At 56.3% G+C, this 22,975-nt stretch carries 23 protein-coding genes; 4 read left to right on the forward strand and 19 right to left on the reverse strand.

Features of this window, described 5'->3' with window-relative positions:
* Positions 1-133 precede the first annotated feature (133 nt).
* Positions 134-3,007 carry an excinuclease ABC subunit UvrA gene (gene uvrA, locus OVA03_RS03860; protein WP_267526861.1) on the forward strand — a complete coding sequence of 958 codons (2,874 nt, stop codon included), beginning with the start codon at positions 134-136 and terminating at the stop codon, positions 3,005-3,007.
* A gap of 56 nt (positions 3,008-3,063) precedes the next feature.
* Entirely contained in the window at positions 3,064-3,918 is an 855-nt protein-coding gene (locus tag OVA03_RS03865; RefSeq protein ID WP_267526862.1) for a carbonic anhydrase, read from the forward strand.
* On the opposite strand, the gene OVA03_RS03870 is transcribed toward OVA03_RS03865, so the two are convergent.
* The 4 genes from OVA03_RS03870 to OVA03_RS03885 form a co-directional block, all read right to left on the reverse strand.
* Positions 3,905-4,843, reverse strand: a complete 939-nt coding sequence (locus OVA03_RS03870; protein WP_267526863.1) for a hypothetical protein — start codon at positions 4,841-4,843, stop codon at positions 3,905-3,907. The two genes, OVA03_RS03865 and OVA03_RS03870, sit on opposite strands and share 14 nt — an antisense overlap.
* A 117-nt stretch (positions 4,844-4,960) precedes the next feature.
* Positions 4,961-5,884 carry a hypothetical protein gene (locus OVA03_RS03875; protein WP_267526864.1) on the reverse strand — a complete coding sequence of 308 codons (924 nt, stop codon included), beginning with the start codon at positions 5,882-5,884 and terminating at the stop codon, positions 4,961-4,963.
* A gap of 61 nt (positions 5,885-5,945) precedes the next feature.
* Positions 5,946-6,365, reverse strand: a complete 420-nt coding sequence (locus OVA03_RS03880; protein ID WP_267526865.1) for a hypothetical protein — start codon at positions 6,363-6,365, stop codon at positions 5,946-5,948.
* Positions 6,331-6,735, reverse strand: coding sequence for a hypothetical protein (locus OVA03_RS03885; RefSeq protein ID WP_267526866.1), 405 nt, complete (start codon positions 6,733-6,735; stop codon positions 6,331-6,333). Before OVA03_RS03885 ends, OVA03_RS03880 begins: the two co-directional genes overlap by 35 nt.
* 214 nt (positions 6,736-6,949) lie before the next feature.
* On the opposite strand from OVA03_RS03885, the gene trmFO reads away from it, so the two are divergent.
* Together trmFO and OVA03_RS03895 are read left to right on the forward strand one after the other, a co-directional pair.
* A complete protein-coding gene (trmFO, locus tag OVA03_RS03890) occupies positions 6,950-8,380 on the forward strand; it encodes a methylenetetrahydrofolate--tRNA-(uracil(54)-C(5))-methyltransferase (FADH(2)-oxidizing) TrmFO (RefSeq protein WP_267526867.1) in 1,431 nt (476 codons plus the stop codon).
* 54 nt (positions 8,381-8,434) lie between these two features.
* The gene (locus OVA03_RS03895) at positions 8,435-9,151 is read left to right on the forward strand and encodes a DUF1353 domain-containing protein (protein ID WP_267526868.1); all 717 of its coding nucleotides are present in this window, start codon (positions 8,435-8,437) and stop codon (positions 9,149-9,151) included.
* Here OVA03_RS03895 and OVA03_RS03900 read toward each other — a convergent pair.
* The 15 genes from OVA03_RS03900 to nagZ form a co-directional block, all read right to left on the reverse strand.
* Positions 9,114-9,788 carry a squalene/phytoene synthase family protein gene (locus OVA03_RS03900; protein ID WP_267526869.1) on the reverse strand — a complete coding sequence of 225 codons (675 nt, stop codon included), beginning with the start codon at positions 9,786-9,788 and terminating at the stop codon, positions 9,114-9,116. The two genes, OVA03_RS03895 and OVA03_RS03900, sit on opposite strands and share 38 nt — an antisense overlap.
* An 11-nt stretch (positions 9,789-9,799) precedes the next feature.
* Positions 9,800-10,414, reverse strand: coding sequence for a hypothetical protein (locus tag OVA03_RS03905; protein ID WP_267526870.1), 615 nt, complete (start codon positions 10,412-10,414; stop codon positions 9,800-9,802).
* A gap of 129 nt (positions 10,415-10,543) precedes the next feature.
* On the reverse strand, positions 10,544-11,521 hold the full coding sequence (gene secF / locus OVA03_RS03910) for a protein translocase subunit SecF (RefSeq protein WP_267526871.1): 978 nt from the start codon (positions 11,519-11,521) through the stop codon (positions 10,544-10,546).
* An 18-nt stretch (positions 11,522-11,539) separates the two neighbouring features.
* Positions 11,540-13,138, reverse strand: coding sequence for a protein translocase subunit SecD (gene secD / locus OVA03_RS03915; protein ID WP_267526872.1), 1,599 nt, complete (start codon positions 13,136-13,138; stop codon positions 11,540-11,542).
* Between the two features lie 103 nt (positions 13,139-13,241).
* Positions 13,242-13,601, reverse strand: coding sequence for a preprotein translocase subunit YajC (yajC, locus tag OVA03_RS03920; protein WP_420710473.1), 360 nt, complete (start codon positions 13,599-13,601; stop codon positions 13,242-13,244).
* Positions 13,602-13,709: 108 nt separating this feature from the next.
* On the reverse strand, positions 13,710-14,885 hold the full coding sequence (locus OVA03_RS03925; protein WP_267526873.1) for a M23 family metallopeptidase: 1,176 nt from the start codon (positions 14,883-14,885) through the stop codon (positions 13,710-13,712).
* Positions 14,886-15,209: 324 nt separating this feature from the next.
* The gene (locus tag OVA03_RS03930) at positions 15,210-15,866 is read right to left on the reverse strand and encodes a protein-L-isoaspartate(D-aspartate) O-methyltransferase (protein ID WP_267526874.1); all 657 of its coding nucleotides are present in this window, start codon (positions 15,864-15,866) and stop codon (positions 15,210-15,212) included.
* A complete protein-coding gene (surE, locus tag OVA03_RS03935) occupies positions 15,863-16,654 on the reverse strand; it encodes a 5'/3'-nucleotidase SurE (RefSeq protein WP_267526875.1) in 792 nt (263 codons plus the stop codon). The genes OVA03_RS03930 and surE overlap by 4 nt, the downstream gene beginning before the upstream one ends.
* A 149-nt stretch (positions 16,655-16,803) precedes the next feature.
* Positions 16,804-18,330, reverse strand: coding sequence for a serine--tRNA ligase (gene serS / locus OVA03_RS03940; RefSeq protein ID WP_267526876.1), 1,527 nt, complete (start codon positions 18,328-18,330; stop codon positions 16,804-16,806).
* A 178-nt stretch (positions 18,331-18,508) separates the two neighbouring features.
* On the reverse strand, positions 18,509-19,351 hold the full coding sequence (gene tatC, locus OVA03_RS03945) for a twin-arginine translocase subunit TatC (RefSeq protein ID WP_267527672.1): 843 nt from the start codon (positions 19,349-19,351) through the stop codon (positions 18,509-18,511).
* 49 nt (positions 19,352-19,400) lie between these two features.
* Complete coding sequence (tatB, locus tag OVA03_RS03950) at positions 19,401-19,925, reverse strand: Sec-independent protein translocase protein TatB (protein WP_267526877.1); 525 nt, start codon at positions 19,923-19,925, stop codon at positions 19,401-19,403.
* Between the two features lie 92 nt (positions 19,926-20,017).
* Positions 20,018-20,221 carry a twin-arginine translocase TatA/TatE family subunit gene (gene tatA / locus OVA03_RS03955; protein WP_189486785.1) on the reverse strand — a complete coding sequence of 68 codons (204 nt, stop codon included), beginning with the start codon at positions 20,219-20,221 and terminating at the stop codon, positions 20,018-20,020.
* 131 nt (positions 20,222-20,352) lie between these two features.
* Positions 20,353-21,006, reverse strand: a complete 654-nt coding sequence (scpB, locus tag OVA03_RS03960; RefSeq protein WP_267526878.1) for an SMC-Scp complex subunit ScpB — start codon at positions 21,004-21,006, stop codon at positions 20,353-20,355.
* Positions 20,996-21,877: a segregation and condensation protein A gene (locus OVA03_RS03965; protein WP_420710474.1), complete on the reverse strand. Its 882-nt coding sequence runs from the start codon at positions 21,875-21,877 to the stop codon at positions 20,996-20,998. Before OVA03_RS03965 ends, scpB begins: the two co-directional genes overlap by 11 nt.
* Positions 21,878-21,883: 6 nt before the next feature.
* Positions 21,884-22,975, reverse strand: coding sequence for a beta-N-acetylhexosaminidase (gene nagZ / locus OVA03_RS03970; RefSeq protein ID WP_267526879.1), 1,092 nt, complete (start codon positions 22,973-22,975; stop codon positions 21,884-21,886).

Genomic DNA, 22,975 nt, shown 5'->3' on the forward strand with positions numbered 1-22,975 from the left:
ATATTGCCAAATCAGGCTTAAAAGTCCGCAGCTATATAAGATAAAGTAAGGATGAGCGGCATACTGACACTTTTGGTCAGTGCCAAGTCATCCTATATAGACATCTTATCCAGAAACCGGACTATAGGACCTCATGGCCGATCCTGACTTTATCAAGATACGTGGTGCGCGCGAGCACAACCTCAAAGGGGTGGATGTCGATATCCCGCGTGGCAAGCTGGTCGTCCTTACCGGCCTGTCAGGTTCGGGCAAATCGTCTCTGGCGTTCGACACCATCTATGCCGAGGGGCAGCGGCGCTACGTCGAGTCACTGTCAGCCTATGCGCGGCAGTTCCTTGAACTGATGTCAAAGCCCGATGTCGATCTGATTGAAGGGCTGTCGCCCGCCATTTCGATTGAGCAAAAAACGACCTCTAAAAACCCGCGCTCGACCGTCGGCACGGTCACGGAAATCCATGACTATATGCGCCTGATGTGGGCGCGGGTCGGTGTGCCCTACTCACCGGCCACAGGACTGCCTATCGAATCCCAAACCATATCCCAGATGGTCGATAAGCTTGTCAGCTTGCCTGAAGGGACGCGCATCCTTTTGCTGGCGCCGTTTGTGCGTGGCCGGAAAGGCGAATACAAAAAGGAAATCGCCGATCTTCAGCGTCAGGGTTTTCAGCGTCTCAAGGTCGACGGCACCTATTATCCGATCGAAGACGCCCCGAAACTCGATAAGAAGTATAAGCACGATATTGACGTTGTCATCGACCGCGTGGTCATCAAGGACGGGTTGATGGCGCGGCTGGCGGATAGCCTTGAGACTGCCCTGCGACTGGCTGACGGACTGGCCATCGCCGAATATGCGGATATAGCTGACGGTGAAACTGAGCCCAAGCGCATCATTTTTTCGGAAAAGTTTGCCTGCCCGGTGTCGGGGTTTACGATTGCTGAAATCGAGCCGCGGCTGTTCTCCTTCAACAACCCGTTTGGCGCCTGTCCGACCTGTGATGGCCTGGGCGTTAAACTTACTTTCGATCAGCAACTGATCGTACCGGATGAGACGGCCACTTTGGCGAGCGGTGCGATTGCACCGTGGTCAAAAGGCACCTCACCGCTTTACACGCAGACGCTGCAAGCTCTGGCGCTCCATTACGGTTTTGCCATGGACACCAAATGGCGCGCCCTGACACCTGAAGCGCAAGCTGTGGTGCTGCATGGTTCTGGTTCGGAAAAGATCAAGTTTACCTATGCTGACGGATCGCGCCGTTATGATGTGACCAAGCCGTTTGAGGGCGTCATTCCCAATATGGAGCGGCGCTGGCGTGAAACCGAATCCGCCTGGGCGCGTGAAGATCTGGCGCGCTATCAGTCCGAAACGCCGTGTGAAGCCTGTGGTGGTAAGCGCCTTAAGCCCGAAGCTCTGGCGGTTAAGATCAAGGCGTTTGATATCGCTCAGGTATCGGGCCTGTCTATTAAAAAGGCTCATGAATGGTTCGCCGATCTTGAAAACCATCTGAGCGAAAAACAGATGGATATCGCCCGCCGCATCTTAAAGGAAATTCTGGATCGCCTGAAATTCCTCAATGACGTGGGGCTTGATTACCTCAACTTGTCACGCAATTCCGGCACATTGTCAGGTGGCGAAAGTCAACGTATCCGGCTGGCGTCGCAGATCGGATCTGGGCTGACCGGCGTACTTTATGTGCTGGATGAACCGTCGATCGGCCTGCATCAGCGCGATAACGACCGTCTGCTCGAAAGCCTTCAGGGGTTGCGTGATCTTGGCAATTCCGTGCTGGTGGTCGAGCACGACGAAGACGCCATTCTGACCGCAGATTATGTGATCGACATGGGTCCTGCGGCTGGCGTTCACGGCGGTGAAATCGTGGCGCAAGGCACGCCCAACGACATTAAGGCTAATCCGAACTCTCTAACCGGGCAGTACCTGACGGGTAAACGCGAGATTCCGGTGCCGCTGGATCGGCGTCCGATCAACAAAAAGAAGATGCTCAAAGTCATCGGCGCGCGCGGCAACAACCTGAAAAACGTCACGGGTGAAATTCCGGTGGGCGTCATGACCTGCATCACCGGTGTGTCGGGTGGCGGCAAATCGACCTTTACGCTGGAAACCCTGCACAAGGCCGCCGCGCGACGCCTCAACAACGCCTCCGCCAACCCGGCCATCCACGATAAGATCGAAGGTTTGGAATTTTTCGATAAGGTTGTGGAAATCGATCAGTCCCCCATCGGTCGCACCCCACGCTCCAACCCGGCGACCTATACCGGCGCGTTTGGCCCGATCCGCGATTGGTATGCAGGCCTGCCCGAAAGCAAGGCTCGCGGCTATGGCCCCGGCCGCTTCTCGTTCAACGTCAAGGGCGGGCGCTGCGAAGCCTGTTCGGGCGACGGTTTGATCAAGATCGAGATGCACTTCCTGCCCGATGTCTATGTCACCTGCGATGTTTGCAAGGGCAAGCGTTATAACCGTGAAACACTAGAAATATCGTTCAAAGACAGTTCAATAGCCGATGTTCTTGATATGACAGTTGAAGAAGGCGCCGGAGCCTTCAAGGCCGTACCGACCATCCGCGACAAGCTGGAAACCCTGAAACGCGTCGGTCTCGGCTACATCAAGATCGGCCAGCAAGCGACGACCCTGTCCGGTGGGGAGGCTCAGCGTGTCAAGTTGTCCAAGGAACTGTCCAAACGCGCCACGGGTAAGACGCTTTACATCCTTGATGAGCCGACCACGGGCCTGCATTTCGAGGATACCCGTAAACTGCTTGAAGTGCTGCATGAACTGACCGACAGCGGCAATACCACTATCGTCATCGAACACAATCTTGATGTCATCAAAACGGCAGACTGGATTTTGGACTTCGGCCCCGAAGGCGGTGACGGCGGCGGTGAGATCGTTGCCTTTGGCTCCCCCGAAGCCGTGGCGGAAAATCCGAAATCGTGGACCGGACGCTACCTTAAGGATCTTTTGGCGCGACATAAGGAACGCAGACGGGCTTAATCTAAATTAACCATTATCGGCGCATGGTGAACCTGATTGAGATTAAGGATTCTCCCATGCGCTGCGCCCAACTTCGTTCGCTGACCTTAGCTGGACTTATGCTGCTCGCCCTATCGGGATGTAGCGGCGGCGAAAAATCCGTAAAGTCGGACGACGCGCATGGCGATAGTCACGGTGACGCCCATGGTCAGGCTGATGCTCATGGCGGCGCTGGTGGCGCGAAACTTACGCATTGGGCCTATAGCGGCGATGAAGGCCCGTCGCACTGGGGCCAACTGGGCGGGGACGCGGCGACCTGTGCCAGTGGCGCACGCCAATCTCCGATCGACCTGACCGGAAATGGCCGCCCCCAAATGTCAAAAATCACGCTGGATTACCTGTCCTCAGCGGCGACCATCCAAAACGATGGCCACAGCATCAAGGTGGTGCCGTCCAAGGGGGGCGGACTGATCGCCCATGGTACGCCTTATAACCTGAAGCAAATACATTTTCACAGCCCCAGCGAGCACACTATCAATGGCCGTCGCGCCGCACTGGAAAGCCATTTTGTTCACCAAAATGCCAAAGGCGAATATCTGGTGGTCGGGGTCCTGTCCAATGTCGGGGTCGCCGATCCCATGTTGGCCCCCATCTGGACTTACCTGCCTAGCGATCAGACGGCACCGGCCGCCATTCCGGATCTGCTGATCAATGCGCGCGACCTCATGCCCGCGGCTGAGGAGTTTTTTGTCTATTCCGGCTCGCTTACCGTACCGCCTTGCTCAGAGGGCGTAACTTGGATGGTGTTCTCTGCGCCTTTAAGCGTATCTCCCGAACAGGTCAGCGCTTATGAGACTCTGCTGGGATCAACGGCCCGCCCCATTCAGGCTCGTAAAGACCGTGACCTTTTAAGCGTAATCAGCGCGGGCTGACACCCGATACTTGCCGCGTTGTACGGGCCTGATCGCGCAGGGTTAGAAACAGACGGCTTTGGGCCGCCGCGATCATAAGTTCACGCAAAAAGGCCGAAATCGCTGTCACGGTCACTACGACCGTAAAAAATGGCATGAAGGGTAACAGGTCAGTTAAGGTTTTAACTTCAAGGCCTTGCTTAAACAGCTTAAACTGTTCAATCAGCGACATATTCAAGCCAATGGCGGATATCGCGTGAGCTGCCGTTACGCAGATCAGCACCAGCACGTAGGTGAAGATATAGACCACCAGTATCGACCAGAGATACCGACGCGTCAGCAGAAACGACCCAATAAAATTAATGCGCCGCTGGTAGAAGGTATCCATGGACGCCAAAGATAAGCGCAACTTAAGCCAGATCACGCCCAGGGCCTGCAGCACGGCTGTCAGCAATATGATCCCGAAGGTCGCAAAATTGCGCCCGATGTGCAACTCAAGCACGGTGTTGGCAACCCAGGCCACACCCGCCACCACCAGAAACAGCGACACGGATAGAACCATGATCAGCAAAAATTTGAGGACGTAAAACGCCATCAGTCGAACCTCATCCGGCCCGAAGGTCAAGGTGGCGGCACGAGGGTTCCCAAGAGCTATCTGCGCCCGATAAATGGCACACTTCACGATCAGGTGGGTCAGGCCGATCAAGATGCCGCACACACTCACGGCCATCAATGTGGTGTATATCAGACCTGACAAAAGTTGGGGCTGGCTGCGCAAAGCCTGCCAGAAGGCCAGCCAATGTTCCGCAAACGCGAACACTGTAAAGCCATAAGCCACGCCATAGCCAACAAACATCACCAGAAGCCATTTTATCGCGGTCAGAGGGCGGTCGCGTAACAGTCTAAGGCCATCAAACGCGATCTCTTCGGATAATTCCGTACGCACACGCCCCCCTGTTACACACGCTGGTGAACCTTACGCCACCCTGCACGCATGTTGCTCAGGCGGGGTCAGTCTGTCGCGTCTATACCCCAATTCCGTGTCATTTTTTTTAGAATGTTGTCAGGTGGTTGTTCGCGCTGGTTTAAGTGATTTGTAGGCTGCGGCCTGCGCCCCAATCAACAAGGCCGACAATAACGGAGCCCTCAAAGCACTCATGATCATGTAGCCAGCGACAACCGGATTAGCCAAGCTTTCAAGGCGCGACAGATCAAAGGTTTGACGCATATCCGCGCCGCCCATATCGAGCCCCAGAAACGGCACAGCCAGAGCTACAAAGATGATTTCACACAAAATCTGCACCAGCATGATCATGATGATGGTGACGACATAACCCACCAAAAGCTGCCAGAAATGCCCCTTGGTCAGTTTGAAACTGCCGATGAAATTCAACCGCTGCTCATCGAAGCTTTGCACCGGCACGAGCGACAAACGAATGACCAACCACAAATAAAATGCGACGGACACCAGCGCGCTGACAAAACCAAAGGTGATTGCGGGCGCCCCCATGGTCGCCTGAGTCAGGGCCACCAATATGCCGCCAATAATGATCAGTCCAATGGTAAAGACAATCGACACTACAAAGGCAAACACCAGCAACAGAAACGAAATCGCGATCTGACGCAGTTCATCCTTACCGAATTTCAGATAGCCGTAGCGGTCATCGCCTACGCCCAGAACCGCACGATAAACCGCGCACAGGACGATGGCGGAAAAAAACATTGAAACCAGAAAACCCGCGCCAAACGCTGGCGTCACCTTTTGCGCCAGATTGGCATATTCGGCGGCATGGTCTGTGACCACTCCAAAGCCAAATTTGTTATACATGTCCATAATGGCCATGAACTCAGGCCCGGCCATCAGGATCAATATGCCCGCCGAAATCACCTGAGATAATAACAGGACCGGCGCCCAGAAAAGGATCAGCTTGGGCCGCTCACGGATAATACGAAAGCCTTCGAATGCAAAATCAAGCGTTAGCGCCACTTCAGTCCACCTAAATCTGCCCCGACATGGGGCACGCGCACTCTATACACCGGGTCGCACCTTAATGCGAAGCCCGCAAATCCATAATCTGTTTATAGGCTGACGATAAAAATCCGACTGTGACCGGCAGGACAAACAACACCCCGACGACCGCATCAATCAATCGCGCCGACCAGTGGCCGCCAAACCCTTGAAGACCATAGGACAGAACCGCGAGAGGAAGGCAGATTACCCCATAGCCGAGTAACAGCTTGAACACCTGTCCCGATGATAAGTTCAGAGCATTGAGCGATATCATCTGCCGCCCTGCCACCGTTGCGGGCTGGTACAGGCTGAGTTTGAGGCACAATCCCCCAAGCACGCACAGAATTAATACGATCAGGGCCATGATCACCAACCCGGCCGCCTGCCCGCCTTTCAACTCCTGAAACAACCCTGCCGGACTGTTATAGGTCTCGGTCCCCAGACCCGACGCACTCATAATCACAGCCAGCACAAGGCTTAAGGTAATAAAGACCATCAGCCAGAACAAACCGACCAAAAGCGTCGCCCCGATCAGACGCCCACTCAGTCTTTGCAAACTGCAATCCACCAAACCCCAGACCTTCGGCGCGCGCATAGGCTCCAAAAATGGCCACGCGGTAAAGCGCGCCGATCGCGGCAAACTGCAACCCGACCGAGGCTAGTAGCAACACCGGATGCGCCGCCTGTGGCACGGCTCCGGACTGATAAAGGCCAAACACAATAAGCAACAAGCCGAGCGACAACCACGCTCTGGCTATGCCTGTCGGTACAAAACCGAACGCCGCCTTCAAAGCCGCTATAACCGAAAAAGCCGGTTTCACTGTCATGGATTACTGCCCGCCCCAATCACAACCTTGCCACCACTCATACCTGACCGTCTGCGTCTGGCAAGTGTCGGCACGCATCTACAAACCAAGCGGCTTTTTGTGACAAACATATTCGCTTGAAAAGCATATTTATCAAAGCCGGTCGCATTTGCTGAAAACACGGGCTATAGAGCCACACCAAGGGGCGGATCAACATTCATTCAGTGCATATATTATGACCGACATCAAACCCGTACATGTTATCGGCGGCGGCCTCGCCGGTTCGGAAGCTTCGTGGCAACTGGCAAACTCAAGTGTGCCGGTCATTCTGCATGAGATGCGTGGGGCCCCTTCAAATGACGGGCGCGCCATAACGACCGACGCGCACCAGACCGATGATCTGGCTGAGCTAGTCTGTTCCAACTCTTTCCGCTCAGATGACTGGCAATTCAATGCCGTAGGCCTGCTGCACGAAGAAATGCGGCGGATGGACAGCCTGATCATGGCCTGCGCCGATAAACATCAGGTGCCTGCTGGCGGAGCCTTGGCCGTCGACCGCGAAGGCTTTGCCCAAGCCGTGACACAAGCCATCCACACGCACCCGCTCATCACGGTCGTGCGCGAAGAGGTTACAAGCCTGAAAAACACCGGGTGGGACAATATCATCTGCGCCACCGGCCCGCTCACTTCGCAATCCTTGTCGGACGTGATTCTGGAGTTAAGCGGCGAAGGCCACCTAAGCTTTTTCGACGCCATCGCCCCGATCGTCCACACCGAAAGCATTGATATGGACATAGCATGGCGCCAGTCACGCTACGACAAAGAAGGCCCCGGCGGCGATGCGGCGGCCTATATCAACTGCCCGATGACCAAGACTGAGTATGAGACCTTTATCGATGCCCTGCTCGACGGTCCTAAGGCCGATTTCAAGGATTGGGAACACGTCCCCTATTTTGACGGCTGCCTGCCGATCGAAGTCATGGCTGAGCGTGGCCGCGAAACCCTGCGTCATGGCCCGCTGAAACCGGTCGGCCTGACCAACCCGCGTGATCCGCTGGTCAAAGCTTATGCGATTGTTCAGTTGCGTCAGGATAACGCTCTGGGAACATTATATAATATGGTCGGGTTTCAGACCAAACTTAAGCATGGCGCTCAGGCCGATGTGTTTAGATTGATCCCCGGTTTGCAGAATGCCCAGTTTGCACGCCTTGGGGGCTTACATCGCAACACCTTCATACAGTCACCTAAGATTCTGGATCGAAAACTCCGGCTTAAGGCCTTGAATAACGAGGGTGTTTCTCTGCGTTTTGCCGGGCAGATCACCGGCGTCGAAGGCTATGTCGAATCCTCAGCCATTGGTCTACTCGCGGGACGGTTTGCCGCCGCCGATCGTTTGGGCCGAGACATGGTGACTCCACCAGAGACCACAGCCATGGGCGCCTTGATCAATCATATCACAGGTGGACACCTGGAGGGCGGATCATTCCAACCCATGAACATTAACTACGGCTTACTGCCGCCACTTGAAGCACCAAAGGTTGATGAAAATGGCCAGAAAATCCCGTTGAAAGAGCGTGGGCGGGCGAAAAAACGCCTGATGAGCTTAAAGGCATTAAATGACCTTAATTCGTGGTTAGATAAATCGTTTAAAAAGGTTGCGGGCTAAAGGCTTCGCGATAGTGTTTGTGTTTCAGTCGAGTGATTGGGCGGGTTATTGGGGATGAAGGTTTCACGTATCTGTCTTGGGGTGGCAGGTTTAGCGGCTTTGTGGCTGGCAGGGTGTAAAACCACGCCTGAGCCTATTACCACGACGGTATATGTGCCCGTGGTCGTGGCCCCGCCCCCGCCGCCCAGTTCCCTGACACCTCAGCCGATCATGCTGTTCAACATGACCAAGCAGGGGCGCAAACTGTTCGTACTCAATGATGAGTTCCCCTATTGCGATGTCGTGACCGGTAAGGTCGTGGTCGTGCCCAAGTGGTATGTCACCGACTTCGCGTCAGTCCCTTGGTACGGTCAGGGCGTGGTCAATCCGCAAGGCCCGACGGCCCGCGCCGCCATCATCCACGACTGGCTCTATACGGTGGGTGAAAAAGGTAAGCGTCAGGAAGCGGACGATATTTTCTACCGCGCCATGAAAAAATTCGGCGTTTCAGATTTCGAAGCCGGTATTGCCTATAATGCCGTGCGCGCCGGTGGTGAACGCGGTTATGGGCTGGCCGACGACTGGATGTTTATCGACCCAACCCGCCCACTGGCCAAGCAACCGGCGCCCTTTGGCAAGCCGCGTACCGGTGCGACCAAGATCATGCCTAAATGCATTGGTTTTGAGACCCTGATTGCCGGGGGTTGGAAAGCCTATCCGGTCGCGCGGGCCTCATACGCTGTGCCGCAAATGCCTATAGCCGCGCCGTCAGGAACGCCCAAAAAACCTTAAACCGGCGCATCAGCGGACCGGTGTGGGTCTGTTTGGCGTAGTCTGACGCCAAAGCCGCATGGGCTGCGAGCGGCGTCAATGATGTCGGGATGCGTCTGAACGCGGCCTTAGCCTCTTCTCGCAAGCTCGTAAACTGCGGGGCTGGCGGTGCGATCATCTGTCCGGCATGTAGCCTTGCCAACGCATAATAGCGGGCAGGTTCAGCAAGGGTTGTCGCATCAGTATCGGGGGCAAGCACCTGTGCGGCAATCCGTGCCAGCAGAACTTCGCTGCGATCCGCAAGCGTCAGAGCGTCTTTGTGGCTTAGGGGCTGTTTATCCAGCAGAACCATCTGCCCCTCGATTAAATCCAACAGGATTTGTCCGTCGAGGGTGTAGCGCCCGAACATACCCTCCAGCGCGGCACTCAAAGGGTGATAGCGCACGGGCGCGCCTGCCATGATTTCTTCAACAGCCTCGTACCACCAGCGCAGACGAATTTCGCCCATGAGCGGTTGCGTGACGCGCTCAGGCACCTCACGCAAAACGTCAAAAAATGCATAGAGTGTACGGATATCGGCGCGCTTAACCGCATCATCGATAAAGGCCGAAGACAGCAGCAGGTCTTCGTTTTTCACGCTCAGGTCGTCATCAGGCATAGGTATGCAGGCTATCCAAACAGGGTCTGGTACATGGCCATGACCGCCAACATCGGCAGCGACAGCAGCACATTTATCCGGGAGAAGCGCATGGCCTTTAAGGCCGCTGCGGTCTTGGCTTCCGGCGTCGCCTCACGGATGCCGAGCGCGATGCGTTGCGCTGGCCAGATCACATGCCAGACATTAAAGAACATGATCAGGGCCAGCCACATGCCGATACCGATAAAGGCCAGCGGCAGGTCGGCCGGATAAAACCCGCCCGCAAACCCAAAGCTCAAAGCCTCAGCAATATAGCCCCGTGCCCAGGCCAGTCCCAAACCGGCAATCACGGTAAACAGAGCCGAATAGCGGAACCAGAACAGGGCTTCGGGGGCGATATACTTTGTCACAGCCGGTTTCATCTCAGCCGGAATTTCAGGCATGGCCCGCATCTGCACGAAGTTGAAATAGTAGAGCAACCCCACCCACATGATGCCGAAAATTACATGCAGCCAGCGTAAAACCCCGATAAGGAAGATCAGGTCAAACCCGCCCGCGCTATGCATGCCAAGGCCCACGATCATGATGATCGCCAGCAACAAGCTGAAGATCAGGGTTGCCGTCAGATTATTGAGAATTTTCAGCATGGCCCTGCCCCTCTAAGCGCATCCCGAAGAGTGTAAAGCGGTTTTCGGCCATGATGCGCGTTAAAATAAGAAACCTGTGGTCAGCATAGGGTAATTCGCCCCCAACTGACCACAGGTTTCTAAAAAGGATTAGCGTTTACCTTTGAAACCGCCCATATCGACGATTTCAGCATCGGCTTCGTTGCGATTGACACCCCACAGCAGGATAACGGGTGCGGCCACATAAATCGACGAATAGGTGCCGATAATGATCCCGAACATCAACGCGACCGAGAAGCTAAACAAAGCCTCACCGCCCAGAATAGCCAGACCCAGCAAGGCCATGATGGCCGTCACACCGGTGATGATCGTCCGCGACAAGGTTTCATTGATCGACAGATCGATAACGTCCCCCAGAGGCAGTTTCTTATATTTCCGCAGGTTTTCTCGGAAACGGTCAAACACAACCACGGTATCGTTCATCGAATAGCCAATGATCGTGAGGATGGCCGCCACCGCCGTCAGGGTAAATTCGAGATCGAACAAGGCAAACAGACCGAACGTCAGAATAACGTCGTGCAGCAGCCCAATCACCGCCCCAAGACCGAACTGCCATTCAAACCGGAACCATATGTAGACCATCATCAGGCCGATCGCCATAAACAGGGCGACAATGCCGCCGGTCAGCAATTCACCGGAAACTTTGGGGCCTACCACTTCGGTACGGGTATATTGAGCCCCTTCAAACTGACCCGACAGGTGAGTTTTGATTTCTTCAACCTTCTGGGCAGGGTTGCCACCTTCGGGGGTTTCAAACCTTATCATGGCGGCGGTGTTGTTTTCACCGACCCCTTGGACCTGCACGTCATGCAAGCCCTCATCACCGGTCAGGGCACCGCGTAGTTTGCCCAGATCGACAGACTTACCACCCAGATTCATTTCAAGGACAGTCCCGCCCTTAAAATCGACGCCGCAATTAAGGCCGCCGCAGGGGCCTTCAAACGGGATCAGGGTCAGGGCCATAGATCCGATGACCGCAACGATTGAAATGACTGCCGCGATTTTCGAGAAGGCAACGAACCTGAAGTTCGTTTTTGCGGGCAAAAGTTTAATAAGTGGCCAAGCCATGTATGTACTCCTTGGCGCTTAAATCGGAAGTTTTTTGGGGCGGGCGGATCGATACCACCACACCAGCAGGATCTGCGTCACGAACACCGCCGAGAACACCGAGGTGATGACCCCCAGCGACAGGGTCCAGGCAAAGCCGCGTACCGGCCCGGCCCCGAACGCAAACATGATCAATGCCGACCCAAGGGTGGTAATGTTCGCATCCAGAATGGTTTCAATCGCGCGCGAGAACCCGGCATCGAGCGCACCAATGACGCTGCGACCGGCGGCCGCTTCATCACGCATCCGCTCATAGATCAGCACGTTGGCGTCCACCGCCATGGCCAAGGTCAGGATTAACCCCGCGATCCCCGGCAGGGTCAAAGTCGCCTGAGTGACCGACATGCCCGCAACCAGCAGGGTCAGGTTGACCAAAAGGGCCGCCACCGAAATTCCGCCAAACAGGAAGCCGTAAGCCAGGATCATGAAGATAACGACCGAGATGAACGCGATCAGGGTTGAGAACTGACCCTTGGCGACCGAATCGGCCCCCAGTTCAGCGCCGACGGTCTTTTGTTCTTCGACCTTAAGCGGTGCGGGCAGAGCCCCGCCTTTCAGGACGTTGACCAGTTCGGAAGCCTCCTGAGTGGAGAAAGTGCCGGTAATCTGCCCCGAACCGCCGGTGATGGCGGACTGAATGGTCGGAGCGGATACAATCTTGCCGTCCAGAATGATGGCAAAACGCTTACCAATGTTTTGAGCTGTGGCATCACCAAACTTACGTGCGCCCTGCCCGTCAAAGCGGAAGTCAATGGCGGGACGGTTGTACTGATCCGTGCCCACCGACGCACTGGTCAGGTTATCACCGGACACCAGCACACGCTTTTTGACGACCAGATAAGGCTCGCCCGGGTTTTCAGACACCAATAATTCTGAGCCCGGCGGCACCCGTCCGGCCTGAACTTCGGCAGGCGATATGGTTTCATCGACCATCTGAAAGGTCAGTTTGGCTGTTTGACCGATCACGCGCTTAAGCTGCTCCGGATCGGACTCGCCCGGTGCCTGCACCACGATGCGGTTAGCGCCCTGACGCAGGATTGTCGGCTCCTTAGTACCGAGACTGTCAACCCGGCGCCGGACGATTTCAATTGACGTGTCAACCGCTGAGGCGGCTTCGGCCTTACGACCGTCTTCGGTAAAACGAAGCGTGATCGTCTGGTTGTCGCCTTTAGCGATATTGATATCGCGCACAGACGGATTGCGCGGCAAGGGCGTCGACAGACGCTGCAACTCGGTCACCGCGGCATCTACCTGCGCGGCATCGGTGATCCGGACGTAAATACCTTGCGGTGTTGCCGCCAGACCGCTGAAATTGATTGATTTTTGACGCAAAGCCGAGCGTACATCTTCTGTCAGATTATTCGTCCGCTCCTGAGCCAGGGCATCAGTATCAACCTCCAGCAGCAGGTAAGACCCGCCCTGAAGGTCAAGCCCCAGATTGAGCACTTGGGACGGCAGGTAGTAGCGCGCCATAGTGGTGCGCATGTCTTGCGGCAGGAAATTCGGCAGCGAATACAGTACGCCAAAGACCGTGGCGATAATCACCATCCATATCTTCCAGCGGGAAAATTCCATCATAGCGTTTGCGCCCTTTTGGAGGCTCTCAAGGCGGTTCACCCGCCCTTAATAAGGCAAAAAACAAGCCCCCGCGGAATACGCAGGGGCTTTGATATTAAGGCGATTAGGCGGCCTTGGAGTCGTTGGCCGGAGCCGGCTCGCCCTTGGTACGGATCTCAGTGATGAAGCCCTTGACCACGCGCACGTTCACGCCGGTGGCGATTTCGACCATGACCTCAGCATCTTCGACGCGGGTCACCTTGCCGATCATACCGTTGGACAGGACCACCGTGTCGTTGCGCTTAATGGCCGCGATCTGAGCCTGATGCTCCTTGGCGCGCTTTTGCTGCGGGCGCAGGACGAGGAAATACATCAGGGCAAAAATACCGATCAGCGGCAGGAAGCTGGTGAAAGCACCGGCCAGACCACCAGAGGCGGCGGCAGTATCGGTGGCGGCTTGGGCAAAGGCAGGTGTGGCGAACACAAGTGTCTCCTGAAAAATAAGGTGCCAAATCCGCCACGGCCTCACCGCGCGGATTTCAGCGTTCAAGACTACATAAGGCCAAGTTTCAAAAGGTCAATGGGGGATAGCTTATGGCAGAACCAGATTGGGATCGATCGGCTTTGCGATTTCGGTCGACGGCGTATAGCGAATCTCAAAATGCAGTTGCGGCTTTTCCACGGCTCCGGTCTTACCGACCCGGCCGATGACCTCGCCCTTCTGGATCTTTTGATTGGTTTTCACGTCCATCTTATCGAGATGAGAATAGCCGGTATACCAGCCATTGCCATGCTGGACATAGATAGTGTTGCCCAGCTCCTTAACGTGGCCGCCGACATAGACCACCTCACCGTCAGCCGCCGCCCGCACCTCAGCCCCTTCGGAGGCCCCAATATTGATGCCGTCATTGCGGACATTAGGCCCAAGTTGACCATAAGGCACCAGCAGCGGTCCCTTAACGGGCCAGAGGAAGCGCCCTTTGCCCATCTGCGCCAGGGTCGATGAGGTTGGGAAGGTTCCGGCCTTAGCGACCACAGGCTTATTCACAGTCGTATCCACAGGCTTTTCCACCGGTTTAGCCACAGGGGCCGTGGGAGTGGTTACGGTCGTCGTCGTCGTCGGCTTGGCGGGCTCCGTCACAGCCACGGTCGTTGTGACCTTAACCTCCGGCTTTGGGGTCTCCGGAGTCGCGGGCTTAGGTTGGGCGACTGCAACCGTTGTCACCACCTTGGCCGGAGCCGGGCCGGTGGCATGGGCCACAGCCCCTGCGTCCTTGGCGGCATCCGGTAATTTAAGCTTTTGACCGATCGACAGGCCCGCCCCTTCGGCCAGACCATTGTGTCCCATCAGGTTTTTCAACGGCACACCGAAACGGCGCGAAATACCATAAAGCGTGTCCTTGGCCTGAACAGTATAGACATAGGTTGTTTTCGTGGTCGCTACGGGCTTTACCGCCGTCACGGTTTGAGGCGTTGCAGGCTTTGGGGCCGCCGCAGTGGCCGGTGCGGGCGTGGGCAAAGCGGCCAGTGGGGCCGACGTTATCTGACCACTGGGGGCTGCCACAGGGGCAGCCTCTACTGGGGCGGCAGCTTGTGGCGAAGGCACGGGCGCACTGCCCATTGGATGGGGCGCCATCGCGGGCGGACGATCCTGCATATAGATCGGATATTTCGGCTCAGCATTTTGCATCGACGCACAGGCCGACAAACCCAATGCCGCGACCGAAGTCAACATCACAATCCTAGAGACAGCTTTGAAACGGTGCATGATCTTGCCCTCTCCGATCCTGAAAGACACGTAAGTCGCGACATAGTTATCAATCATGGCTAACGAATCGTTACCTTTGCGCCATTCCCGGTAATAAACCGTCAATAACTACCGCCGCGCCCTACATTAAACTTACTTAACTGGCCTGCTGGCACGAATGATGCTAGTAAATATATAACGCCGTTATTGAATGTAACCTAGGGTTACATTTTCGAGTTTGAAGAGGGGGCTTCTTATGGGGGCGTACCACTTCAAAGCATGGAGATCACTCACTCTGGTCTCCGGATTAACTTATCCCCCTGTCATCCGGCAGGGGGATCTCTTTTAAGTGTCCTTCGCGACCCCTTCGAGCAACGGCACAAACCGCACCTCGCCCAGATCCTCAACCTCATAGTGGTCATCTTTGGTGCGGGTATAGCGCAGCAGTTGCTGTACCGATCCGCGCCCTTGCGGGGCCACCATCACGCCATTGATCTTCAGTTGCGACAACAACGGATGCGGCTCATCGGGAAGTGCGGCGGTCACCAGAATCCGGTCGAACGACGCCTGTTCCGGCCAGCCATCCCAGCCATCACCAAAGCGGTAAATGATGTTTTCCAGCATCAGCCGTTTATGGCGGATTTCCGCCTCCAGCATCAGCGAACGATAGCGCTCTATGGTATAGACATAACGGCAAAGGCGCGACAGGATCGCCGTCTGATAGCCAGACCCCGTGCCGATTTCCAGCACCCGATGACGCGCCTCCAACTTCAACGATTGCGTCATTAACGCGACAATATAGGGCTGAGAGATCGTCTGCCCCGCCGCGATCGGAATGGCCGAATCTTCCCAGGAACGGTCGAGGAACAGTTCCGGCACAAACAGGTCACGCGGCGTATATTCCATCGCGTGCAGCAGACGCGGCTCAGAAATCCCCTGGGCTTTCAGGCTGTTTAACAACCGATGCAAGCGGGTTTCGGGAACGTCATCCTCTTCGCTCATGACGCCACCTCGATTTTCTTTGGAGCCGCGCCACCCAGCGTTTTTCGCAAATGATGAAAGGTCTCATAGTGCGTCAGATCAAGATGCAGCGGCGTGACCGAAATCCGGTTATCGGCCACGGCCTTAAGGTCCGTGCCGTCAACCAGCGTATGTTCCAGATTATGGAAATTCATCCAGTAATAGTCCCGCCCGCGCGGATCGACGCGCTTAACGGCGTGCATTTCGTGCAGGTCACGAAAGCCTTGCTTGGTCACTTCAACGCCGGTCACCGCCTCAGCATCGCAATCCGGGAAATTGATATTGATGACGATATCTTTGGGCCAACCGTGTTCCAGCAGGTTCGATATCACCGGCGCACCATAGGCCACGGCGGATGACCACTGCGCCTCCACATCAATATCGAAATCAAGGCACTGCGACAGGGCAATCGACGGCACCCCCAGCGACATGCCCTGTAACGCACCCGCGACCGTGCCCGATAACGTCACATCCTGCGCCAGGTTGAAGCCACGATTGACACCCGACAGCACCAGATCAGGCGGTTCCGGCAGTAAATCATTGATCGCAATCTGCACGCAGTCGGTCGGCGTGCCGCTCACCGCATAGACCTGATGGTCGATCCGCTTGGCCCGCAGCGGTTCATGCAGGGTGATCCCTCGCCCCTTACCCGACTGCTCGGTCAGCGGCGCGCAAATCCACACATCGTCGGACAGGGCATGGGCGATATCACGCAGGACCTTAAGGCCATAAGCCTCGATGCCATCGTCATTGGTTAACAAAATACGCATAAAAACCTTCTACGGCGATTTGCCTCAAGTGTGCAAGGCAGGGACGCGGTCCCTGCACCCGAAACCTGGCGCGGGCGGTCCGTCTGCTTCTCTCCTCCCTACGCTGCGTGGGGAGGTGGATGGCCGAAGGCCAGACGGAGGGGTATCTTTTACCCTATATGCGTCAAACCACCCATATAGGGCTGCAGCACATCCGGAATGGCAATCCGGCCGCCCTCGTCCTGATAGTTTTCCATAATGGCCACCAGAGTGCGCCCGACCGCCAACCCCGACCCGTTGAGCGTATGGGCAAAGCGCGTGCCTTTTTCGCCGGCCTTACGGATACGGGCATCCATGCGCCGCGCCTGAAAATCCCCGCAGTTCGAGCAGCTTGAGATTTCACGATAGGTATTTTGCGACGGCAGCCATACCTCAAGGTCATAGGTCTTGCGCGCCCCAAAGCCCATATCGCCGGTACACAGCAACATGGTGCGGAAGCTTAAACCCAGCTTTTTCAGGATGGTTTCGGCACAGTCGGTCATGCGGTCATGCTCGGCGGCAGACTGTTCCGGCGTGGTGATCGAGACCAGTTCAACCTTCTGGAACTGATGCTGACGGATCATGCCCTTGGTATCACGCCCCGCCGATCCGGCCTCAGCGCGGAAACAGTTGGTCAACGCCGTCAGCCGCAAGGGTAGTTCTTCCTCGGACGTGATGGCCTCACGGACAAGGTTGGTCAGCGACACCTCGGCGGTGGGGATCAGGTAGCGAGTATCAGCAAACTGACCTGATTTCAGCCGTTCGATGAAACCATCACGCTCCGCCTCAACCGTTTGGTTGGCAAATTCTTCGATAGCAGCTCTCATAGCCTCATAATAAGCCTGCTCACCAACTTGCTGCTGAATTAAGTCATCCGCGATTCTATCCAATTCCGCCTGACGTGCTGGCGCAGTCATATTGGCAGTACGTTTCGCATCGAAGGAAATAGCATCAAAATCAGTGCTGGTTGCTTTGAACAAATCCTCTTCAAACTTCGGCAATTGCCCTGTGCCAAACAGCGCATGATCCTTGACCAGCACCGGTGGATTGACCTCCAGATAACCGTGCTCAGCGGTCTGAACGTCCAGCATCCATTGGCCGATTGCGCGTTCCAGTCGCGCCAGTTGACCTTTCAGCACTACAAAGCGCGATCCGCTGATCTTGGCGGCGGCTTCAAAGTCCATCATCGCCCCGGCAGGGCCTTTGAGCGCTTCGCCCAGATCGGCATGATCCTTAGCCGCGAACGGCAGTATATTCGGCGCACCGTGTTTGCGGAGCTCTATATTGCCCGCTTCGTCTTCACCTTGCGGCACGTCCTCAAACGGCAGGTTCGGCAGCGATGCCATCAGGTCTTTCAGCGCCTCGCCCTTGGCGCGTTCCTGCTCTTGTGCCTCAGCAATCGCGCCTTTTAAGCCCTCGACTTCGACCATCAATTCAGCCGCTCTGGCTTCATCCTTCTGAGCCTTAGCCTTACCGATCTCACCCGACAGCTTTTTCAACTGGGCCTGATTGGTCTCAAACGCCGTCTTAGCGGCGCGCAGGTCTTTGTCTAGCGTCAGCGCCTGATCGACATCGGACTGCGCGGTTTCACGCCCGCGGGATGACCAGCCCTTGACATAAATCTCAGGTGTTTCGCGCAAAGCCTTGATATCGTGCATGGTCTGTCCTCAGCCGTGTAAAATGCCCCTCCGTCTGCGGCTCAAATCGCCGCAGCCACCTCCCCCGCTACGCAAGGGAGGATAAGGAAAGCGCTTCCTTTAAAGTAAGTCGCACGCAAAGAGAACTCCCCCTGAGGCAGGGGGAGCTGAATTTTGCAAAAATTCAGAGTGGGTTACCTTATCCCTCGTCCTTGCGGCGCAACTCAATCGCCCGCACGCACCAGATCGAGATTTCGTAAAGCAGCACAATCGGCACGGCCAGCATAAGCTGCGAAATCGGATCGGGCGGGGTCACGACCGCGGCCACCACCACAATGCCCATGATCGCATAACGCCTGCCGGCCCGCAGCATTTCCGCCGTAACCATCCCCGACAGGCCCAACAGCGTCAGCACCACCGGCAACTGGAAACACAGCCCAAACGCCAGCATCAGGGTGGTCACCAGCGACAGATAGTCCGACACCTTGGGGACAAGTTGCACTGAAACCCCGCCGTCGCCAATGATTTGCTGACTTAAAGAGAACCACAACACCATCGGCAGGATGATGTAATATACCAGCGCCATACCCAGAATGAACAGAGCCGGTGCCGCAATCAGGAACGGCAAAAACGCCGCCCGCTCACGCTTATAAAGCCCAGGCGCCACAAAGCGGTAAACCTGATAGGCCAGAATCGGGAAACTGAGGATAATCGCGCCAAATCCGGCCATCTTCATCTTGGTGAAGAAAAACTCCAGCGGGGCGGTGAAGATCAGCCCCAACTTGCTGGCGCCGAGTGGCATGTCTTTGAGGCCCAGCAGCACGCCCACCAGATCGAACATCCCCGCCGGATGGCCGCCGGATTCCTTTTCCGCCGCCAGTAGTCGCCCCGCCATTTCAAACGGATGCAGCAGGAACATATAGATCGGGGTCGCCAGCGCAAAACAGACGATGAACGCCGCCGCAAACGCCACCACCATCCAGATCAGACGGGTGCGCAATTCGACCAGATGCTCCATCAGCGGCGCGCGCGACGCCTCCATTTCGACCTCATCCGGGTCAGTGTCCTGAACGACCAATTGGCTATCGGAATTACTCACTCGTCACCTTTTGGGTCACCTTTTTGGCGCGGGGCTTTCTGGGTTTAGGCGCGGCATCGGCGGCCACAGGTTCAACCGCCTTTTTGGCACGGCGCGGCTTAGGCGCCGGGTTTTCACGTACGTTCGCCGTGGTCAGGGTTTCAAGATGGTCAGCATCAGCCGCATCGGGCGACGGGACATCCGCGCCATAGGCTTCGCTGCTAAGGGCGCGCGACGGGCTATGGATGGTGTTGTCGATATCCGCCTGCACCGACTTCATCTCAGAATCGATGTCATCGATAATCGGCGACAGGGATTTTCCCGACCGCAGGGCTTCGACCTCTTTGCGCAGGTCATCTAACTCTGATTGACGCGCCATGTCCTCAAAACTGGTGCGAAATTCATCCGCCATAGCGCGCATCTTGCCCACAAACCGGCCAAGCTGACGCAACATTTTGGGGAGGTCTTTCGGCCCGACAACGATCAGGGCCACGACGGCAATGACTATGAGCTCGGAAGCCCCAATACCGGGCAACATTAATTCAGGCCCTCATCATACAGGCATAAAAACACACAATCAGGCCGCCCGCACCTTGAGCGGGGGCCTGACGGCAATACATAAACCAAGGCTTAGGCAGCCTTGTTTTCGTCTTTCTTTTCGGACGCGGCGACCGTGGTGTCCTTTGAGTCCGGCTCATCTTTCAGGCCGTCCTTGAACGCCTTGATGCCCTTGGCAGCGTCACCCATGATGCCCGACAGCTTACCCTTGCCGCCGAACAGGATCAGCGCCACAACCGCAACAATGGCAATGTGCCAGATGCTGAACGATCCCATGTTACATCTCCTTCACACGATCCGGAAAATTTTCGGATCAGACTTTACCCCATATAGTCAGTCTTTATCCTAACATCAAAGCGGAAATTGGGCCATCATCCCTTTTCAATAGATTGGCCATTTCCCCACTGTCAGGGTTTATCCTCTTCAAACTCAAAAAAGTCCTGATGGAACTCCGGTTGCTCCAGTTCCTCGATCGTCAGAGGATCTTCGACCGCTTTTGTGCCAGACGGATCGGGCACGAAAAAGTCTGAGGGCACATTAAGATCCAGCAGACCCGCCGCCCGCATTTCCGACGCTCCGGGCAGATCGGCCAGGCTCGGTAGCGAAAACTGTTCAAGGAACGCCTCGGTTGTGCCATAGGTCACCGGCCGTCCGGGTGAACGTCTGCGCCCACGAAGCTTGATAAGATTAAGCTCATGCAGCACATCCAGCGTCCCGCGCGACAGGCCAACGCCGCGCACAGTCTCAATCTCCGCCCGCGTCACCGGCTGATGGTAGGCGATAATGGCCAGCGTTTCCAGCGCCGCTTTTGATAGTTTGCGCGGCTCCTCGCGCTCCTCAATCATCAGGTAGGACAGGTCGATCGCCGTGCGGAACTGCCACTTATCCGCGACGATATCGAGCACGACCCCGCGCCCGGCATAGTGCGCTTTGAGGGCGGCCAGAGCCTTACCCACCTCCGCCCCTTCGGGCAAACGACGCGCCAGATCGGCAGCGGATAATGGCCCCGCCGCCGCAAACAACAGCGCTTCGACGGCGCGCTCTGTTTCCTCATGTATCATGGGCGACCTCCTCCGAAGCTTGTCGTACACGCAGATAAAGCGGCTCAAAAACACCAAGCTGTTGCAGTGACAAGGCCCCCTCCTTGGTCAGTTCGAGCGAGGCCGCAAGCGTTGAGGCCAGATAGGAAGGCCGTTTCGGTCCGTGTTCTCCGACCGGCACAGGGGCTACGCTATCCAGCGTTGTCCACTGGGTCAGTTCCGGCAAAATATCACGCAGATGATCCCGCGCTTCCTCCAGTTGGTAGGCTTCGGTGCGTCGGGTCGGATCGTAATGCCGATCGATTTCCTTGCGGCGTTGCGTCACATAGGCCGTCATCAGATCAAAGATCGACGCCTCGATACGTGACGACGGCACAATCACCAGCGCCTGCGGATCACCGCGGGCAAAGACATCACGCTTCAACTGAGGGCGTCCCTGAATGGCCTCAACGGCCTTTCTGATGGCATTCAGTTTTTGCAGGCGAAACGCCAGCGCGGCCGCCAGTTCTTCGGGCGGCGGCTCATCGGTGGCTTTGCGCTCAGTCTTGGGCAGCAGCAACCGCGATTTGAGGTAGGCCAGCCAGGACGCCATCACCAGATAATCCGCCGCCAGCGAAAACCGAAGACGCCGCGCCTCCTGAATAAATTTCAGATATTGCTCAGCAAGCGTTGTGATCGAGATTTTAAGCAGATCGACCTTTTGTTGGCGCGCCAGTTCCAGCAGGACATGCAGCGGGCCTTCGTAACCCTCAAGATCGAGCACCAGTGCGTCATCGGCTTCGATATCTGGCGCATTGTCAGCCCGACCATTGTCGAAATCCAGACGATGCTGAAAAACCTCATTTTCCAGAGTCTGAGCCAGTATATCGTCTTTTGAAAGTTTGGGGGCCACCTTTGCCTACACGCCGCCCAGTTCGCGCATGGCCGCAAGCGACGTGTCCGCGAAGGCTTCGGTCGGATCGGTACGCCGTGGGGACGACTTATCGATACGCGACAAAGCTTGTTGAAGACGCAGACGCGCTTCATCAATATTGACAGGCTCAATCCGTTTATTCAGACGCGCCCACGCGGCCTCAAACCGCTTTTGCGCCGTCCCGCGTAACCGGGGGCTATGGGCGACCACGGCCTCCATCTCCTCCATCTTGCCATTACAATGCAGCATGACATCACAGCCAGCGGCGCGGGCAGCCTTGACGCGATCCGCCATTGACCCGCTCAGCGCATTCATCGACAGGTCATCGGTCAGAAGCAGGCCATCAAAACCGATTTTTTGGCGGATCAGACGAACCATTTTGCGTGATGTCGTCGCCGGATGTTTGCGTTCATAGGCATCATAGACAATATGCGCCGTCATCCCCAGCGGCATATCGGCGTTCACCTCAAAAGGCAGGAAATCTATGGCTTCCAATTCCGGTCGCGTCGCCGTCACTACCGGCAGAGCATGATGACTGTCGGCCACGGCACGGCCATGTCCGGGCATGTGCTTGATCACTGGCAAGACCCCGCCCGCCAGCAACCCTTCGCAGGACGCACGGCCCATAACGGCGACCGTCTCGGCGTCAAATCCATAGGCCCGATCGCCCACTATATCATGCCCGCCCGGTAAAGGTACATCCAGCACCGGCGCACAATCAACATTGATACCAAGTTCATAAAGATCAGCTGCCATAAGCCTTGCGCTCAGACGGACCAACTCACGCTGTTCATAAATATCGTTGCTGACGCGGGCGAATGTGCCCACGGCCGGATAGAGCGGCCAATGCGGCGGTTTCAGCCGCTGAACCCGCCCGCCTTCCTGATCGATCAGCATCAGCACATCAGCATGCCCTGCGCTGGATTTAAGGTCAGCGATCAGTCGTTTGACCTGTTGCGGATTGTCAATATTGCGGCCGAACAGGATAAAGCCCAGCGGACGCTCCCGCCGGAAAAACTCAGCTTCCCGATGCGTCAGTTCAAGGCCGGAACAACCCAGTATGCAAGCTTTGACCAC

Origin of the sequence: Asticcacaulis sp. SL142, assembly GCF_026625745.1 — a bacterium.
Lineage (GTDB): Bacteria > Pseudomonadota > Alphaproteobacteria > Caulobacterales > Caulobacteraceae > Asticcacaulis.

Excerpts from the sequence above, each read along its gene's own strand:
- OVA03_RS03880 (WP_267526865.1), bottom strand. The coding sequence starts at position 6,365 with ATGAGTGCGTCGGGTCTGGGGACCGAGACCTATAACAGTCCGGCAGGG.
- secD (WP_267526872.1), bottom strand. The coding sequence starts at position 13,138 with ATGATGGAATTTTCCCGCTGGAAGATATGGATGGTGATTATCGCCACG.
- OVA03_RS03925 (WP_267526873.1), bottom strand. The coding sequence starts at position 14,885 with ATGCACCGTTTCAAAGCTGTCTCTAGGATTGTGATGTTGACTTCGGTC.
- tatA (WP_189486785.1), bottom strand. The coding sequence starts at position 20,221 with ATGGGATCGTTCAGCATCTGGCACATTGCCATTGTTGCGGTTGTGGCG.
- scpB (WP_267526878.1), bottom strand. The coding sequence starts at position 21,006 with ATGATACATGAGGAAACAGAGCGCGCCGTCGAAGCGCTGTTGTTTGCG.
- OVA03_RS03865 (WP_267526862.1), top strand. The coding sequence starts at position 3,064 with ATGCGCTGCGCCCAACTTCGTTCGCTGACCTTAGCTGGACTTATGCTG.
- OVA03_RS03885 (WP_267526866.1), bottom strand. The coding sequence starts at position 6,735 with ATGACAGTGAAACCGGCTTTTTCGGTTATAGCGGCTTTGAAGGCGGCG.
- tatB (WP_267526877.1), bottom strand. The coding sequence starts at position 19,925 with ATGTTGCCCGGTATTGGGGCTTCCGAGCTCATAGTCATTGCCGTCGTG.
- trmFO (WP_267526867.1), top strand. The coding sequence starts at position 6,950 with ATGACCGACATCAAACCCGTACATGTTATCGGCGGCGGCCTCGCCGGT.
- tatC (WP_267527672.1), bottom strand. The coding sequence starts at position 19,351 with ATGGAGGCGTCGCGCGCGCCGCTGATGGAGCATCTGGTCGAATTGCGC.
- OVA03_RS03905 (WP_267526870.1), bottom strand. The coding sequence starts at position 10,414 with ATGCTGAAAATTCTCAATAATCTGACGGCAACCCTGATCTTCAGCTTG.
- serS (WP_267526876.1), bottom strand. The coding sequence starts at position 18,330 with ATGCACGATATCAAGGCTTTGCGCGAAACACCTGAGATTTATGTCAAG.
- OVA03_RS03895 (WP_267526868.1), top strand. The coding sequence starts at position 8,435 with ATGAAGGTTTCACGTATCTGTCTTGGGGTGGCAGGTTTAGCGGCTTTG.
- OVA03_RS03930 (WP_267526874.1), bottom strand. The coding sequence starts at position 15,866 with ATGAGCGAAGAGGATGACGTTCCCGAAACCCGCTTGCATCGGTTGTTA.
- OVA03_RS03900 (WP_267526869.1), bottom strand. The coding sequence starts at position 9,788 with ATGCCTGATGACGACCTGAGCGTGAAAAACGAAGACCTGCTGCTGTCT.
- secF (WP_267526871.1), bottom strand. The coding sequence starts at position 11,521 with ATGGCTTGGCCACTTATTAAACTTTTGCCCGCAAAAACGAACTTCAGG.
- uvrA (WP_267526861.1), top strand. The coding sequence starts at position 134 with ATGGCCGATCCTGACTTTATCAAGATACGTGGTGCGCGCGAGCACAAC.
- surE (WP_267526875.1), bottom strand. The coding sequence starts at position 16,654 with ATGCGTATTTTGTTAACCAATGACGATGGCATCGAGGCTTATGGCCTT.